This window comes from Bacillus sp. J14TS2, assembly GCF_018333015.1.
In the GTDB taxonomy this organism is placed as follows: domain Bacteria; phylum Bacillota; class Bacilli; order Bacillales; family Bacillaceae_C; genus Lederbergia.
In genome coordinates this window covers 52423-68539 of record NZ_BORE01000006.1, presented here as the reverse complement: position 1 = coordinate 68539, position 16117 = coordinate 52423, and the positions used below count along the sequence as shown (strand labels likewise).

Below are 16117 nucleotides of genomic sequence, written 5' to 3'. Positions count from 1 at the left end.
GTAAGGAACGAGGAGGCAGACAATTCATGGGAGGAACGAATGTATGGGATGCGGAGTGGGAGGTTAACGAAGAGCAGGCGCGGACGCTGATCGGCAGACAATTTCCTCAGCTGTCATCGAAGCAAGTGAAGCGATTGGGCTGGGGCTGGGACAATACGGTTTTTCTCATCGGTGACGAGTACGTGTTCCGGTTTCCAAGAAGAACGATTGCAGTTGGCTCGATTCGTATGGAAGGGAAGCTGCTGCCGAAGCTGGAGGCATATATGACCATCCCCTATCCGAAACCGTTGTTTTATGGCGAAGCAAGTGACGAATACCCGGCACCATTTCTTGGCTATGCCTACGTGCCAGGAGATTTCCCAATCGGTTTGACGGAAGAACGCCGGGCTTTATCGGCAGAGACGCTGGCGAAATTTTTGCGGAGATTGCATGAGTTTCCGGTGCAGGCGGCGCTGAAGTGCGGAGTTCAGCAAGATCATCGAAATTTGACTGACAAAGCATCGCGCAAAGTGAAATTGGAGGGCTTTCTATCGAAGGTGGTTGAACACTTGTCGCCGGAGGAGTCCGGTATGATCGAAGCGTATATTAGCAGGCTGCAAAAGGACCGTGTCGAGGCGGTGAATGCACTGCTACATGGCGATCTTCATTTCAAAAATATGCTTGTGAATGAGAACGGGATCGTTTCCGGCATCATTGATTGGGGCGATCTGAGCGTAGGCCATCCGGCTTGCGATTTGAGCGTTGCTTATAGCTTTTTACCACCTTACGCTCGCGGCGTGTTTTTCGAAACGTACGGAGGAGCGGACGAGGAAACGAAGCTGCTGGCGCGGCTGATCGCGGTATACATCCCCATACTGATCTTAATGCAAGCGGTCGATGACGGGAATGAAGCGATTGCGGCAGAGGCGAAATCCAACATCATGCGGGCACTGTCGGATTAGGCTCATTATTTCGTTGCGGCTATGGGGCTATGGCTATGGGCACCATTTTGTCGTTTAAAGGCCGCGATAAGGTACGATCCGCCTTCTCTGATGCCGCTTTATGTTGAGGAACACGAAATTCAACAGAGTAAGTCGTTGCGCTAACAGGACACGATAGCAATAAACCGCCTTTTCAACGAAGGCGGTTTTCTTATGGTCAAATATCAACATTAGAATTTAACATAGCCTTTTATAAAAGTTGTGCAGTTTTCACAAAGAAGAACCCGTTTTGAACAAACCTTATTTTAAAGCTACAACATCCCGTCCTGGATTGCCGTGAACATCTTGACCGCGTTTTTCGGCATCGGAACGGTGATGGGCTTATGAAAATGTATACACTCCTTTCGCGATAGGAACCGAAACGGGTAATAGTCCGGAATAGGATTGATCATGATTACGGATATTCCGAAGAGCTGGCTACATTCGTCTTAAATATGGGCAAAAGAGCCGAGATTAAAAAGAAGCAATAAACTCTTGGATTTTTTACTTGAAATGGTTGCTTCGGCTTTCCAGCCATTTCTTGAATTCGTCAGGTGTACGTACGTTACGATCTAATACAGCAGTATAGATATCGAAGCTTGTTACTTTCTCCCCATACTCGGGTCGTGTAGCCCAAACGGTTTTAATGCTTAAAATAGAGACAATCGCTACCGGAGTTAGTCGATCAGGCATCGTGCGAATATGCTTCAAATCGGGCTGTTTTTCAGGCTCGTCCACAAACCAAATATCCAGTTCCCATTTGTCCCCGATGTTGGATTCGTATGTGATACCTAGAAAATAACCGTCGGGATAGGCTGGATCAGTGTTCCAATTGCCCGTATCATTGATGAATTTCAAATCGCGGACTTGAGAATTGGACATCAATTGCGAAGCTATTCCAGAAATTGTAGCGATGTTTAACTTAGAACAAACGACTGTAATATCAAGGTCTCTCCAAACCATTAAACCTAGAGCCGCACTCCCTACCTTTACTGGTGTACCGGCTTCTTCCAGCAATTGCTTAAGGTGCATTTCTTCAACAATTGCATCTGCTTCAGCTTGCAGCTGCAGTTGGTGGGCAAGTAGTTCTTCCTGTTTTATCATTTTCAACACTCCCTCGTATTATATATTTCAAGAACAAAAATTTGATCTTTGACAATTAAATATTTTCGTTACCTTCGGCTGTAAATAGAAGTATCAAATTTAATGTTTGCTCAAAGCCACAGCGATAGCTGCTTGCCATTGACCGTAGTGCCCGATTCTAAGTATGCGGTGGAAGGGGTCGGGGCCCCATCAACGAATACTTAGAATCGATTTGTCCGTGTTACCATCAAATGCAGGATGAGCCTCTAGGCTTTATTTTTAGCCATCCTACGTTACGTATTACAACACGGACAAAAGCTAGGTCAATGGTGGCGGGCTTTACCAATTATTTCATTCTTGGATACTGCGCGATATCCCTAGATATTAGAATTGGAATGGATCCTACTGGGAATATGCTGTTCACTCCTGTAGTTCGGTTTCCGATATAAGACTGTGAGCGTGTAAGTCAAAAGCAAGAACACGAATCCTTCTAGACAAACCTGGCCAATTTTTTCCAATCAGGACGGGTTTAGTTCAGTGTGCTCTTTTTTCTGAAAGTCGAAAGTGGGGGTATTTAGTTCATTCTTTTTTTATTGTAACACGTCTTTTACACCCGGTTGACCTTATATTAGCTGGTATTGTTGAACAACTGGACAGTCAAAAGTTCCCAGCTTTAAGAAGCCAGTGAATCCTGCTTAGCTTGAATTATTTTGTTTATGGATAAATGCGGGTTTTGAGCCAAATACACCATCACTGTTGCTTCAGAAACGATAATCTTGGAAGGTATTCTCAAGTAACGAAAAATTAGTCCATCGTTTCAGTTTTGGCATCGACTTACTCCAGAACTGATATCCAAGTCCACCGATAACTTGCTTAATTTCATGGAAAGTACATTCTATTTGAAAGCGGTGTCTATACAAGATATCATAAAATCCGCGTAATTGGTTTATTTTTCCATTTAAAAATTCAATAATTTTTTGACAAGAACTTTTGACTGTCCAGTTGAACAATAGCTTTAAAGAAAATTTGGATATTTATGTTAAAATATAAATAGGATTGGATTAAGTGTAAAATAAGCAAATTGAATTTATCTAAGTCTAATGAGTGGTTTTTGTATCATTTAAAATTCGATTAACTAATTTTATACATATTTTCTATACTTACTTTAAAGTGGTATAGTGATTCGGCGTGGAATTTTTTTCTAAAGAGGATATGGCCGTTGAAAAAAATTTTCGCGGACGTGTCGATTTTCGAACATTCCGTTCGTCGTTTAAATGAAGGCAGTGAATAATAAGTTGAAAAGGAGGAACATACGACATGAGATTTATGATGATTGTGAAAGCGACGAACGACTCGGAGGCAGGGACGCGACCGAGCCAGGAATTAATGGATGCGATGATGAAATACAACGAGGAACTGGTAAAGGCCGGAGTGCTGCTGGCGGCAGAAGGTTTACACCCGAGCTCGGGAGGCATTCGCATTTCATATCCGGTTCCCGGGGGCAAGCCAGTCATTAAAGACGGACCGTTCACCGAGGCAAAGGAATTGATTGCCGGATTTACGCTGATCGAGGTGAAATCGAGAGAAGAGGCGATTGAATGGGCATTGCGTATGCCTGATCCCCATGGCTTCGGTCAAGGCGAGATCGAATTAAGGCAAGTGTTTGACACGTCCGGATTGACGGAGGATACGAATATATTGGAGCTGGATTCCCGACTACGTCAGCAAGTAGAACAGGATAAGCATTCATGAGCAATTCACAAGCCCACCGAACGATCGATGCCGTCTGGAGGATTGAATCTCCTCGCTTGATTGCCAGTCTGGTCCGAATGGTTCGGGACGTAGGGTTTGCCGAGGATCTGGCGCAGGATGCGCTGGTTATCGCCTTGGAGAAGTGGCCGAAGCAAGGAATACCGAATAATCCGAGTGCATGGCTGATGACCGTTGCCAAACGCCGTGCTCTCGACCAATTGAGGAGAAATCAAACAATGGTACGCAAATATGAAGAGTTTGGTCGCGAGTACTATACAAGTATCGAACACGATCTTGAAGCGGAACTGGATAACCATGTAGGCGATGACATGCTCCGTCTAATCTTTATGACCTGCCATCCAATCCTTTCTCCGGAAGCGCGTGTTGCACTTACGCTGCGTCTTCTGGGCGGGTTGACGACGAAGGAAATCGCACATGCCTACTTGCTCCCAGAGCCGACGATTGCCCAGCGGATTGTACGTGCAAAGCGTACGCTTGCATCAGCGCGCGTACCGTTCGAGCTTCCTGCGAAGGAGGAGCTGGATGCACGCCTGTCCTCCGTGCTTGAGGTTATCTATTTGATGTTCAACGAAGGCTACGCGGCGACTTCGGGAGGCAAGTGGATGCGACCGGCGCTTTGCGAGGAGGCGCTTCGTCTCGGTCGTATCCTGGCCGCGATTGCCCCAATGGAGCCCGAGGTGCATGGTCTGGTGGCGCTTATGGAGATTCAGTCGTCGCGGTTTCGGGCTCGTGTCGCTGAAGCTGGCGAGCCGATCTTATTACTCGATCAAAATCGTGTGCTTTGGGATCATTTGCTAATCCAGCGCGGGCTCGTGTCACTGAAGAGAGTGGAAGAGCTTGGCGGTGCATTCGGTCCTTATGCATTGCAAGCCGCCATTGCCGCCTGTCACGCCCGAGCCGGCACAGCTGCAGAAACAAACTGGGTGCAAATTGCCGCTCTATACGATGGGCTTGCCCAAATTATGCCGTCACCGGTTGTCGAGCTGAACCGCGCAGTTGCGCTTTCCATGGCATTTGGTCCGGCCATCGGTTTGGAGGTAGTCGATACGCTAAGCGAGGAGCCAGCGCTGAGTGACTACTATTTGCTGCCGAGCGTACGTGGGGATTTTCTTATGAAGCTTGGTCGCTTTCAGGAAGCAAGTGGGGAATTCAAACGCGCGGCATCGTTAACGAACAATACGCGTGAACAAGAATTACTGCGGAAACGGGCCGAGGTATGTATGGAAAAGCAAGACACTAGTCGGAAAGAGGGATGAGAATATGAATCACGTTATTTCAAAGGACAGAACGTCAATTGCTTATACGAAAATCGGTCATGGCTCTGCCTTGATTTTAGTCGACGGCGCGCTCTGCTATCGGGCATCTGGCCCGAACGGTCCGTTGGCTGAGCAGTTATCCTCGTATTTTACCGTATACACCTATGATCGCCGCGGACGGGGAGACAGTAACGAGGTGAAGCCTTATGCAATCGAGCGGGAAGTCGAGGATATTTCGGCGCTGATTAAAGAAGCGGGAGGATCGGCTTGTATTTACGGCATTTCTTCCGGTGCAGCCTTGGCGCTCGAAGCGGCCAAACGACTCTCATCCGTAACGAAGCTCGTTTTGTATGAGTCGCCGTTTGTCGTCGATCATAGCCGATCCCCGGTGCCGGATGATTACGCATCTAAGTTCGATGAGCTGCTAGCTGTGAATCGACGAGGCGCAGCAGTTAAGTATTTTATGAGAAAAGGTGTCGGTCTTCCCGCAATCGCTGTGGCGATGATGCCGCTTATGCCAGCGTGGTCGAAGCTTAAAGCGGTTGCACACACGCTTCCGTACGATACGCTGCTGACAGTGGACTTCCAGAGAGGAAAGCCACTACCAGCCGACTACTGGTCTTCTGTGAGAGTTCCGGTACTCGTTGTATATGGCAGCAAAAGCCATTCATGGATGCAAAACGGAATGAAGTCGCTCGCCAAGGTGCTGCCTCAAGCGGATGTCCATGTATTGGAGGGCGAGACTCACATTGTGAAGCCGAAGTCGCTTGCCCCCTTAATAAAAGAGTTTTGTGGAAATAATAAATAATTTGAGGAGAGAACGTTCATGAAATTTAAAACGAGATTAGAATTGAGCAGGAAAACGGCTACAGGAATTCAAGTCCCTGAGGAAATTGTTGAGGCTCTCGGAGCTGGAAAAAAGCCACCAGTCAAAGTGACGATCGGCTCGTATACATATCGCAGCACAGTAGCGTTGATGGGTGGAAAGTTCATGCTGCCGGTTAGCCGAGAGAATCGGGATGGGGCCGGTATTCAGGCCGGCGATGAAATAGAGGTTGACATCGAGCTGGACACTATGCCGCGTGAGGTCAACGTGCCGGATGATTTTGCAGAAGCGTTGGATCGTCATGCGGCGGCCCGGCAGTTTTTCGATAGTTTATCCTACAGCAACAAGCGTCGGTTTGTATTGAATATCGAGGGCGCCAAAACCGCCGAAACTAGGCAGCGACGCATTGAGAAGTCCGTCAATTTGCTGCGCGAAGGCAAACTTCGGTAAATGGCGTCTCCACTAATGTTCTAACAAATTTATCAGTATGCGGCTTAGAACAGCATGGCCTTGAAACTTACGCATAAGTCGTCCAACAGGGCGCCATTAGAGGGATATGGAGAAGTGTATTAAAAGTTAAGCATATAACAACTTATGTATTTCCTTGTTATTCAGCAATCTGGCGATATTTAAAGATCATAGGTAGAAAATGATCGAACTTTTTTATAAAATGTTTACTAATTCACAAGAGAAGAATCCATTTTTGATCAATCTTTTTCAAAAGGGATTCTTTTTGTTTGCCCTAAAATGAGGTTTTGCGGGACTTTTGATAAACTTAATTTCAAAGCTACATGTAAAACTTCTTTGGTGAAGGAGAGACTCTTAACACTCTAAAAGTAGCATTATTACTGACACTCAACTGCAAGACGATCATTGATAAAATCTTAATAAAATAGGTTTTTTCTTAATAGCTCTAATGATTACAAAGTAGTATTGTTAATTTCGCAAAAAAGGGATTCGGTTTGTACTATTCCTGAGGCTGTGCCCGTCCAGCTACCCCATAAAAGAACAACTCCATCAAATGATCCATATTCTCGGTTATCCGTTTTTGATTCGATCCCTCCCAATTCCGGACCAGTTCATTTTGGAACATTGTAAAATAACGCATCATCATCTCTTCAGATTGATCTTTTCGAATATACCCCTCTTGTTTTCCAAGCGCGACAAACTTCTTAAAAAAAGGCACGACCTTCTGCTCGTTATATCCATCCATCATTTGTATCAACCCTCTTAAATCAGAGGATGGGGCTTTCGGAAACTCATCCGCTAAAATTTTTAAGTTTTTAGCCTCGAACAGCATGATTTTTTTAGTCTTTTCAAGAAAAGATAACCTGGAATTTAGGATGTCCTCGTACTGTCTCAACTGCTTGTCCAGCCAATTCATCAGGGAATCAGTATAGAGCTGTTCTTTCGTCCCGAAGTAATTATATATGGTTGCAGGGGAAACATTCGCTTTATGTGCAATCTCATTCACGCTAACCTTCTGAAAGCCGTATTTGAAAAATAATTCAATCGATACGCTGAATATTTGATCAATTTTTTTCTGTTTCCGTCGTTCGTAACCGTTCATCATTGTTCACCTCATATGTAGTGTAACCGAAGTTTTATACTGATTCAATAAAAATAGTACAAAATATATTGAACAATGCAGTTCATATAGATATAATAATTTTAGAGATAAGTGCTATACATACTACATAACTTTGTAAAAAGGTGTTATTTATTGATGATGGGAGTGGCGTAAAATGAGACAGCTTCGAATTCCTTCTTTTTTGCACGATGTATTTGGTGAGAAACAGTCTGTTGGCTCCATTTTAGCGATACTGCTTTTTGGAGGTATATTGACGGCAGCATTATATTACCGATTCCCTGAATTGGCTAACGATTTGCCAGTATGGCGCAGCGCCCTGGCATTATTATTGATTTTCGATGTTTTTGCGGGCGTTATAGCGAATTTTACAGTATCAACTAGCAATTTTTATGCAGCGCGGAAAAAATATCGGATCGTATTCATCGCGATCCACGTCCATATCGTACTCATTTCCCTGCTTCTCAATACTAATATTGGTTATTCAGTAGGGATATGGGCTTATACGATCATCGGGGCTTTTATCGTAAATTCCCTTATTGGGAAGCGTGGGCAATTATTTATAGCGGGCTTGCTTTTGTCAGTTGGTCTGGGGGTGGTGCCCATGCTGCCAGGAATAACTCCATATATGTTGATCATTGGCTTACTGTTTCTAGTGAAAGTATTGTTTAGCTTTGCAGTCGATCATTATGGAAATACCAGTGAAGAAGCTGAATAAAAACATGCAGATTGGTTTTACTCTGAGGTTTCTATTAGTTTTTGTAAGCCACAATTGAGTTAGTACGAGTCACGACTGAGTTGTTCCAAAACAAGCACATGTCCAGAGAGAATAAAGTTGTTTAGGGTTCGAAAAACGACTGATCCGTATTCCTCATCTATTCTTGAGTTTGAAGGGCTAAACGTATACTTTATCCAACATAAATCAAACCAACCATTTTCTTGACTTTATTAGCAATGATTCTTTGGAAAAATATTTTCCTTTTTTCGAAATGCATGTCAACGATGTAACCTTATCAACATTCACCTTTTCAAAACGGTGCAACTTTATTTTAAATGGAATATCCATAAATATATATCATAAAAACATGTTTACTAATTATAAATTTTTGATATAATAAAAACGATCAAACATTTAAAGGAGGCAATATACCATGTTTAAAAGTGCCAATGTGACTGTAATGGTAGCGGATTTAAAAAGGGCCGTTCAATTTTACGTCGAAACTCTTGGATTAAAGCTACAAAACGGAATGGACGAGCATTTTGTACAGATCGAAGCACCGGGATTAACAATTGGTCTCCTGCACCTTGCCGAAGAACAAGAATCTCAACCGGAAAAATCAGGAAGCATGTCTATTGGATTTGAGGTTCAAGAATTAGAGTCAGCCGTCGAGACATTGAAATCCCGCGGTGTTGAATTCCATGATTCTGTTGAGGGTAAAGCAGCCCAGGTCGTACACTTCAGTGATCCTGAAGGTAATACCCTTTACTTGGTTAGCGGTCATTAAAGACAATGAGAATTTTTCTGCTTAAGTACGGCATCGCAACTGTGAACCTGATCGCCGCCGCGCTGCTTCTGCCGCAACCCCACGATGGGCTGGCCTAGCAGCAGTCTGCGTGACGGTTTTCGGGCAACTGTATGCTATAGCAGCTAAATTTAAAAAGGGAGGCTCTTGTTTGAACGAATTGTTCATACTCGGCGAATTGATGAATAACCCGATGCACGGCTATTTGCTGCATCAGATTTTGAACGGAATTGTTGGACCTACGCGAAAAATTAGCTGGGGGGCGCTTTATCCACTCATTCACGGCATGCTTTCAGATGGTCTGATCGAACAGGTCCTCGATGAACAACCGGAGGGCACTAAACGGGGAAAAGGAAAAAAGAAAAAAATTTATAAACTCACAGATGAAGGCAGAATGCGTTTTTTTCGGTTGATGGAAGAACCGATTCCATACTCAGTGGATTACGAGTTACATTTTTATACGAAGTTGAAGAATTTTGGTCTGATCAGTAAGGAATTACAATTTTTAATTTTACACCAATACAAGGATTACCTGCGATATGAGATCCGCCATGAGGAAGAACGATTGGAGTATGCGGGCAAGGATGAACGGATCCCCAAGGGAGAACAAAAGTATATGCTGATCTTTTTCCAGCATCGGTTAGAAAAGCTCCGTTTTGACGAAGAGTGGATTTTACAGTTAATCAATAATCATCGGGAGAATGGAGAAGGGATTGAAAGGGAGTAAAACCAGAAAGCTTAACGCCCTGATTATGATTCAGAAGGAGAGATTCAATTAACACAAAAGTTCCTGTTAATAGGAAATGAGAATGGAAGATAACAGCATTTCATTCAAAGACTTCCGATAACAAGTAAAAACATTTTTAGATCATCCTTACATCCCCAATTTCTTCACTTTCACACTGAGAAATTGGGGATTTTTATTTTCATTGATATGCGCCATCTATCGTCAGGCTATAGATAAGCCCTATTAATGTTCTCTATTACGATCATTTTTAGTACAAAACTTTACAAAGAACAAAATGTTATTTTTTGATGATGGGAGTGGCGTGAAATGAGACAGTTTCGATTTCCTCCTTTTTTGCACGATGTATTTGGTGAGAAACAGTCTGTTGGATCCATTTTAGCGATACTGCTTTTTGGCGGTGTATTGACGGCTGCGTTATATTACCGATTCCCTGAATTGGCTAACGATTTGCCAGTATGGCGCAGCGCCCTGGCATTATTATCGATTTTCGATGTTTTTTCGGGCGTTATAGCGAATTTTACAGCATCAACTAGCAATTTTTATGCGGCGCGGAAAAAATCGGATCGTATTCATCACGATCCACGTCCATATCGTACTCATTTCCCTGCTTCTCAATACTAATATTGGGTATTCAGTAGGGATATGGGCTCATACAATCATCGGGGCTTATATCGTAAACGCCCTTATTGGGAAGCATGTACAATTATTTGTAGCGGGCTTGTTTTTGTCTGTTGGTCTAGGGGTGATGCCCATGCTGCCAGGAACTCAATATATGTTGATCATTGGCTTACTGTTTCTGGTGAAAGTATTGTTTAGCTTCGCTGTCGATCATTATGGAAATGTCAAACTTAGTACTAAAAAAGAAGTATGAATACTACGTCTAGAATTAATATTTTGAGATCAGTGCTCAGAGAAAAGGGGTAGTACCAGCAATAAGGAAGAAAATTAGAAATGTAAAGGGGTTTCTATTTCTGATTGCCTTTCTTCGATTGGAATTCGTTCCATCATATCCAATTTAAAATGTCATAAGGATTTACATGGCCATAGATAAGCGGACTTAACGCCCTCAAATCTTCAGGCGTCATCATATCCAGCTACTTCTTTTCCGATAAAACGGATTGAATCATGATTGTGTTAATATAGTCGAGACAGTTTTGCAATAGATAGAGGGAAAGAACCGCAATCTCCTGATCTTCAGTCCGTAGATTTTCCCGCATAAAAAGTCATTTTAAATAACATGAATCGATCCGAAATACCTTCTAAAAAAAGTGATATTTATCATTTCAAAAAAGTGATATACATAACTACCGGCCCCCGTCGGCTTTTCGATATGCTTTTAATACAATAAATCAAGGAGGCACAAGTAATAATGAGAAAAGGTTTATTAGTCGGTTTATATGCGGGAGTTATTTCAGGAGCTGCCGGTGTTGCCACGGCTTACCTGTTAGGTGCTGTAACAGGCCTGTGGTTTTCCCAGTTAAATTGGATCTCCATTGCGGTTGCTTCGATCATCGCAAATATCGCCGGGGCCATGATTTTCGTAAAGTGGTTTCAAAAAACTGCAAGACCTTCAGCCTATTATGTTCTACTGACCGGAGGTGTCACTCTGTTGTCGTCGCTCAATGTTTTGGCTAATCCTCCTGCAGATAAATTCGGAGTTATTGCACAGCCGGTGCATATCGTGGTCTTCTTACTTTCGATCTGGTTGGTTCCGATGTGGCTAAAACGCGGGAAACAGGCCCAGGTTTCCGAGACACCGAAAGTCAACGAAAAAGGTTAAGGTCAATGGCTCAAAACCATATGGTATGATAGACCAAAATGACGGAGGTGGTAAGAAATGGCTCGTATCAGACTGCCGTGGGAAACGATGATGTTGCTTCCTCCATTGATTTCTATCATTATTTTTCCACAACAGACGGGGTACAACTATCTATTGTTTTTTATCATCGCAACGGCTCATTTGATCAGCATTATGAATGCGAAACACCGAACCTTTTTCATCATTGTTCAACTGGTCGCGATTGCTTTATGGGGGGCTTTCTTGAACCCGTGGGAATTGAGCTTCGGCTTTTATCCCGCTTTGGTGATTGGCAAGTACCCATCCTACCGTAAAATTACTGGAATGACCGTACTTATGGCTGTGCTCTTTGCCGGGTCGGTTGGGTTCTATTTCTTACGAGAGTCGAATCCATTGTACCTTGGCTGGTATTCGATTCTTCTCATTCTTTTCTTGTTGCCCTATATGGTGAGAATGATCCGGAAATCACATGAATTGAAATTGGGGTTACAATATGCCAATGATGAAATTTCCCGGTTGATAAAAAATGAAGAGCGCCAGCGAATTGCCCGTGATCTTCATGATACGTTGGGTCATACCCTTTCTCTGATTACGTTGAAAGGTGAATTGGTGGAGCGGCTGATTCCCCAGAATCCCGATCAAGCCTCAAAAGAAGCACGTGAGATCCAGAATATTTCAAGATCCGTTTTGCTGCAGGTTCGGGAACTGATCAGTGATATGCAGTCCATCGATCTCGTCGAGGAATGCCAGCAGGCGGCTCAAATTTGCGAGTCCGCTGGAATTTCATTCAAATTGGAACAGATTGATGAATTTTCAGGAGCCCCGCCGATTATCCGGAATATCCTGAGCCTGTGTCTTCGTGAATGTGTCACCAATGTAGTGAAACACAGCGGCGCGCACAAATGCACAATCCGCCTCGAAGAAAGACCCGGAAAATACATTCTTCAGGTGGAGGATGACGGAGTTGGCATTGCGAAGGAAAATCACGACCGGTTCGGCAGCGGCCTGTTGGGCATGAAAGAACGGTTATTGCTTATCGAGGGAAAACTTGAAATGACAACCGGGGAAACAAAAGGGACAAAAATCACAATCATCGTGCCGAAAGTCAAGAAACCGGCGATCACGAAGGAGGAAATCCAATGAGAATTGTCATTGCGGAAGATCAGGGAATGCTACGGGGTGCGGTCAGCCAGTTGCTTGCCCTGGAAGAAGATATTGAAATTGTTGGGGAAGCCAACAACGGTGAACAGGCTCTCCGGCTGATTCAGGAAAAAACCCCCGATATTGCCGTGCTTGATATAGAGATGCCATTGTTAAGCGGACTAGAGGCAGCGGAAAAGTTGAGGGATGAAGGCAGTGAATGCCGGGTCGCCATCGTAACCACCTTCGCCCGAAGCGGGTACCTGCAACGTGCCGTGAAGGCCGGAGTAATGGGTTATTTGCTAAAAGATACGCCCGTGTCCGAATTGGCAGAAGCACTGCGAAAAATTCACGCGGGCAAGCGCGTCTTTAGCCCGCACCTAACTTTTTCCATGATGGAAGAAATCAACCCACTCACGAAACGAGAATCCGAGATATTGTTGCACCTGAAGAAGGGAAATTCGGTTAAAGAAATCAGTAATAATCTCTATCTCTCTCCAGCTACGATCCGTAACTACATCTCCGAAATTATTCAGAAGCTGGAAGCGAGAAACCGGATGGATGCCGTCGCCATTGCCGAAAAAAAAGGGTGGCTGCCGGAAGAACCATTTTTGTAAAACAAAACTGATTTTATGATGCAAGACTGAAGAATAAAAATTTATTTATGAGAGAAGGAGAAAAAAGTGACACATGTCATTGAAGTTGAAGGCTTAACTAAACAATACGGTGAAACTCGAGCCGTACAGGGGATTTCTTTTACAGTCGAAAAAGGCGAAATATTCGGTATCATCGGTCCGAACGGGGCCGGTAAGACCACAACCATTGAGATCCTGGAAGGACTGCGGAAAAGAGATTCCGGAAACGTGCACGTACTTAGCTTTGACCCCGGCAAGGAATCCAACCGCTATCAATTAAATAAAAAAATCGGGGTGCAGTTTCAGGCCACATCCATTCAGGAGTTAATGAAGGTCAAAGAAGCGTTGAATTTGTTTGCCTCTTTTTACAACACAGATCAAGAAATGAAGGGCATCATTGAACAGTTACATTTGAAAGACAAACTCAATTCGTATTTCAAGGATCTTTCCGGTGGCTGGAAACAACGGGTAACGCTCGCTTTATCTGTTTTGCATCAACCCGAAATCGTGTTTTTGGATGAACCGAGCATGGGGCTTGATCCGCAAGCACGCCGCGAGTTGTGGGAAGTCATCCATACCCTGAAGGAACAAGGAACCACCATCCTAGTCACAACGCATTATATGGAAGAAGCCGAAAAACTTTGTGATCGGATCGCCATGGTGTACGATGGCCGAATCCGGGCACTTGGAAAACCAAATGTGTTGCTTGAAGACCTGGCGACAAACTACCTAGCATTTGAGAGTTTCGATGTGGATCCCGATGTATTGATCGCCCTGCCCAGCGTGATTCATGTGGAGAAATCCGCGGATCGGGTGAGAATTCAAACGGATAATCTCCAGCGTTCTGCCTACCTGGTTTTAAAAGAATGTGAAGAACGCGGTTGGAAAGTGGCCGCATTCCGTTTCGAGCGAGGCACGCTGGATGATTTGTTTGTCCGCCTGTTAAAGGAGCGATCAGCATGAATAAAATTGTGAAACTGTCGGTAATGGAAACAAAGTTATTTTTTCGAGAAAAAATGGCCGTGTTCTGGACCTTTTTGTTTCCGGTTCTGATGATCTGGCTATTCGGAGAGATGTTCGGAAGCGCAAAAATCGGTGGGATGACTTATAGCAATGCTTACATCCCGTCCTGGATTGCCGTGAACATCTTGACCACTGCGTTTTTCGGAATCGGAACGGTGATGGCCAACTATCGTGAAAAAGGCATTTTGCGACGCTATCAGGTCACAACCGTGCGGCCCTGGATGGTGTTAACGGCGCAAACCATGCAGGGAACCGTCATTTTTACCATCAGCGCCGGAATTATTCTTATTTTTGGATACCTCGTCTTTAATTTGCATATACCGAAATATGTGGGAAGTACCTTGTTGGCCATCCTATTAAGCCTAGTTGCCTTCTTCTCGTTCGGACTGTTGATCAATTCCATTGCCAAAAACGTTCGGACTGCCTCAGCCATCAGTTCACTTGCCTTGAATTTAATGATTTTTCTATCGGGAGCTACCTTTCCGATTGAATGGATGCCAAATGCATTACGTGTTATCGCCCACTTCCTTCCACTTTACTACGTCATTGATTTAATAAGGCAAACATGGAACTTCACACCGATTTGGGAGAATGGGGTGGATGTAGGGGTCCTCCTTGGAGTCGCCATTATATCTATCATTTTGTCCTCACGGTTTTTCCGCTGGAGCGGGGAATAAGATGATCATGTTTGAGTAATCTTTACAAAAATACGTTTTTATTGGGGAAGTATAGCAAGGGCTGTGGTGACAACACCGTATAGCTTAATCACAATCAGATTAGTGACATTGAAAGCACCACATGCGGACCGTTTACATGTTTTCCTACCACGTAACAAAATGTTGGTTGTACCCCTATTGGAAGTATTTAACTTAAATAATGTATTATAACCTTGACATTTCCTTATTGCGGGTGATGTCAGCTTCGCTGGTACTCCCCGAAAATGGGGTTTGTTGATTTGGAAGTAAAGTAACCATCTGTCTGTTACACTGATAGATGGTTACTAAGGTTTTTTAAAAATCAGCGTTTTCTTTCATTCTATAATTTTATAGGAATCATTGGGAAACGAATAGTTGTATTCGCCATCTATTCTTGAGTTTGAAAGGCTAAACGTATACCTAATCCAATATAAATCAATCCGACAATTTTTTCGATTTTATTAGAAAAAACACCTGATGTTTTGAAAATTTTTGCTCCAATGAAACTTGCACAATAGACCAAAACAGATGTGTAGGAAATACTCATTAGCACAAATACAATACCTAAAACAAAAAGTTGTAATGTCACACTATTTCCGTCATTTTGGATAAATTGAGGTAAAAATGCTAAAAAGAATAATGCTGTTTTAGGATTCAATATTTCCGCTAAAAAGCCTTGTTTAATTGATTTCCAACTCGAGCTTTTATCTATACTCACAGACGTTTGTTCAAGGTTTGTTTTTTCTTTTTGTTTGGTCTTTGTAAGTAACATTTGAATCCCTAAGTAAAATAAATAAAGAGCTCCGATATATTTTACGATTTCAAATGCTAGAGCAGAACTTAATAATATCGCTGATAACCCTAAAACAGCGAACAACACGTGAATACTATCCCCTAAGGCGATTCCACAAGCAGTCATAATACCATTTTTTCTCCCGCTTTTTATCGTTTGAGAAATTGTAATAATCACCGCAGGACCTGGGACTAAAAATAAAAGAAACACAACGACAATAAAGGAAAACATGTTGTCACTCCACCTTTCTTCCATAAAAATCATAACATTTTCATTA

Annotated in this window: 16 protein-coding genes and 2 pseudogenes; 14 read left to right on the top strand and 4 right to left on the bottom strand. The window is 43.4% G+C overall.

The window, feature by feature from the left end:
- The first annotated feature begins 26 nt into the window (after window positions 1–26).
- Window positions 27–941, top strand: a complete 915-nt coding sequence (locus KI375_RS10665; RefSeq protein WP_212973491.1) for a phosphotransferase — start codon at window positions 27–29, stop codon at window positions 939–941.
- A gap of 522 nt (window positions 942–1463) precedes the next feature.
- On the opposite strand, the gene KI375_RS10660 is transcribed toward KI375_RS10665, so the two are convergent.
- A complete protein-coding gene (locus KI375_RS10660; RefSeq protein WP_212973490.1) occupies window positions 1464–2063 on the bottom strand; it encodes a hypothetical protein in 600 nt (199 codons plus the stop codon).
- A 1296-nt stretch (window positions 2064–3359) separates the two neighbouring features.
- Here KI375_RS10660 and KI375_RS10655 point away from each other — a divergent pair.
- Genes KI375_RS10655 through KI375_RS10640 form a run of 4 tightly spaced genes read left to right on the top strand, consistent with a single transcriptional unit; the run spans window position 3360 to window position 6347 of the window.
- Window positions 3360–3794 carry a YciI family protein gene (locus tag KI375_RS10655; protein WP_212973489.1) on the top strand — a complete coding sequence of 145 codons (435 nt, stop codon included), beginning with the start codon at window positions 3360–3362 and terminating at the stop codon, window positions 3792–3794.
- A complete protein-coding gene (locus KI375_RS10650; protein WP_212973488.1) occupies window positions 3791–5071 on the top strand; it encodes an RNA polymerase sigma factor in 1281 nt (426 codons plus the stop codon). The genes KI375_RS10655 and KI375_RS10650 overlap by 4 nt, the downstream gene beginning before the upstream one ends.
- A gap of 4 nt (window positions 5072–5075) precedes the next feature.
- A complete protein-coding gene (locus tag KI375_RS10645; RefSeq protein ID WP_212973487.1) occupies window positions 5076–5879 on the top strand; it encodes an alpha/beta fold hydrolase in 804 nt (267 codons plus the stop codon).
- 18 nt (window positions 5880–5897) lie between these two features.
- The gene (locus KI375_RS10640; protein ID WP_212973486.1) at window positions 5898–6347 is read left to right on the top strand and encodes a YdeI/OmpD-associated family protein; all 450 of its coding nucleotides are present in this window, start codon (window positions 5898–5900) and stop codon (window positions 6345–6347) included.
- 517 nt (window positions 6348–6864) lie between these two features.
- Here the strand turns inward: KI375_RS10640 and KI375_RS10635 are convergent.
- Window positions 6865–7467: a TetR/AcrR family transcriptional regulator gene (locus tag KI375_RS10635; protein WP_212973668.1), complete on the bottom strand. Its 603-nt coding sequence runs from the start codon at window positions 7465–7467 to the stop codon at window positions 6865–6867.
- A 175-nt stretch (window positions 7468–7642) separates the two neighbouring features.
- Between KI375_RS10635 and KI375_RS10630 the strand changes: the two genes are divergently transcribed.
- The 4 genes and pseudogenes from KI375_RS10630 to KI375_RS10615 all read left to right on the top strand — a co-directional run bounded on the left by KI375_RS10630 (window position 7643) and on the right by KI375_RS10615 (window position 10627).
- The gene (locus tag KI375_RS10630; RefSeq protein WP_212973485.1) at window positions 7643–8203 is read left to right on the top strand and encodes a hypothetical protein; all 561 of its coding nucleotides are present in this window, start codon (window positions 7643–7645) and stop codon (window positions 8201–8203) included.
- 433 nt (window positions 8204–8636) lie between these two features.
- Window positions 8637–8990, top strand: a complete 354-nt coding sequence (locus KI375_RS10625) for a VOC family protein (protein ID WP_212973484.1) — start codon at window positions 8637–8639, stop codon at window positions 8988–8990.
- A gap of 169 nt (window positions 8991–9159) precedes the next feature.
- Entirely contained in the window at window positions 9160–9735 is a 576-nt protein-coding gene (locus tag KI375_RS10620; protein WP_212973483.1) for a PadR family transcriptional regulator, read from the top strand.
- A gap of 327 nt (window positions 9736–10062) precedes the next feature.
- A pseudogene (locus tag KI375_RS10615) lies at window positions 10063–10627 on the top strand (hypothetical protein).
- Window positions 10628–10701: 74 nt separating this feature from the next.
- Here KI375_RS10615 and KI375_RS27370 read toward each other — a convergent pair.
- Window positions 10702–10958, bottom strand: a pseudogene (locus tag KI375_RS27370) (Tn3 family transposase); the annotation flags it as partial.
- A gap of 167 nt (window positions 10959–11125) precedes the next feature.
- Between KI375_RS27370 and KI375_RS10610 the strand changes: the two are divergent.
- The 5 genes from KI375_RS10610 (at window position 11126) to KI375_RS10590 (ending at window position 15029) form a co-directional block, all read left to right on the top strand.
- Entirely contained in the window at window positions 11126–11536 is a 411-nt protein-coding gene (locus KI375_RS10610; protein ID WP_212973482.1) for a hypothetical protein, read from the top strand.
- Between the two features lie 57 nt (window positions 11537–11593).
- The gene (locus KI375_RS10605) at window positions 11594–12697 is read left to right on the top strand and encodes a sensor histidine kinase (RefSeq protein ID WP_212973481.1); all 1104 of its coding nucleotides are present in this window, start codon (window positions 11594–11596) and stop codon (window positions 12695–12697) included.
- Entirely contained in the window at window positions 12694–13311 is a 618-nt protein-coding gene (locus KI375_RS10600) for a response regulator transcription factor (RefSeq protein ID WP_212973480.1), read from the top strand. The genes KI375_RS10605 and KI375_RS10600 overlap by 4 nt, the downstream gene beginning before the upstream one ends.
- A gap of 66 nt (window positions 13312–13377) precedes the next feature.
- Window positions 13378–14292, top strand: coding sequence for an ABC transporter ATP-binding protein (locus tag KI375_RS10595; RefSeq protein WP_212973479.1), 915 nt, complete (start codon window positions 13378–13380; stop codon window positions 14290–14292).
- On the top strand, window positions 14289–15029 hold the full coding sequence (locus tag KI375_RS10590; RefSeq protein WP_212973478.1) for an ABC transporter permease: 741 nt from the start codon (window positions 14289–14291) through the stop codon (window positions 15027–15029). The genes KI375_RS10595 and KI375_RS10590 overlap by 4 nt, the downstream gene beginning before the upstream one ends.
- A gap of 406 nt (window positions 15030–15435) precedes the next feature.
- On the opposite strand, the gene KI375_RS10585 is transcribed toward KI375_RS10590, so the two are convergent.
- A complete protein-coding gene (locus KI375_RS10585) occupies window positions 15436–16071 on the bottom strand; it encodes a LysE family translocator (protein ID WP_212973477.1) in 636 nt (211 codons plus the stop codon).
- Window positions 16072–16117: the final 46 nt, after the last annotated feature.

Coding starts and splice junctions, on each gene's coding strand:
- KI375_RS10655 (WP_212973489.1), top strand. CDS start 3,360: ATGAGATTTATGATGATTGTGAAAGCGACGAACGACTCGGAGGCAGGG.
- KI375_RS10590 (WP_212973478.1), top strand. CDS start 14,289: ATGAATAAAATTGTGAAACTGTCGGTAATGGAAACAAAGTTATTTTTT.
- KI375_RS10600 (WP_212973480.1), top strand. CDS start 12,694: ATGAGAATTGTCATTGCGGAAGATCAGGGAATGCTACGGGGTGCGGTC.
- KI375_RS10640 (WP_212973486.1), top strand. CDS start 5,898: ATGAAATTTAAAACGAGATTAGAATTGAGCAGGAAAACGGCTACAGGA.
- KI375_RS10585 (WP_212973477.1), bottom strand. CDS start 16,071: ATGTTTTCCTTTATTGTCGTTGTGTTTCTTTTATTTTTAGTCCCAGGT.
- KI375_RS10660 (WP_212973490.1), bottom strand. CDS start 2,063: ATGATAAAACAGGAAGAACTACTTGCCCACCAACTGCAGCTGCAAGCT.
- KI375_RS10610 (WP_212973482.1), top strand. CDS start 11,126: ATGAGAAAAGGTTTATTAGTCGGTTTATATGCGGGAGTTATTTCAGGA.
- KI375_RS10630 (WP_212973485.1), top strand. CDS start 7,643: ATGAGACAGCTTCGAATTCCTTCTTTTTTGCACGATGTATTTGGTGAG.
- KI375_RS10605 (WP_212973481.1), top strand. CDS start 11,594: ATGGCTCGTATCAGACTGCCGTGGGAAACGATGATGTTGCTTCCTCCA.
- KI375_RS10650 (WP_212973488.1), top strand. CDS start 3,791: ATGAGCAATTCACAAGCCCACCGAACGATCGATGCCGTCTGGAGGATT.
- KI375_RS10665 (WP_212973491.1), top strand. CDS start 27: ATGGGAGGAACGAATGTATGGGATGCGGAGTGGGAGGTTAACGAAGAG.
- KI375_RS10625 (WP_212973484.1), top strand. CDS start 8,637: ATGTTTAAAAGTGCCAATGTGACTGTAATGGTAGCGGATTTAAAAAGG.
- KI375_RS10645 (WP_212973487.1), top strand. CDS start 5,076: ATGAATCACGTTATTTCAAAGGACAGAACGTCAATTGCTTATACGAAA.
- KI375_RS10635 (WP_212973668.1), bottom strand. CDS start 7,467: ATGAACGGTTACGAACGACGGAAACAGAAAAAAATTGATCAAATATTC.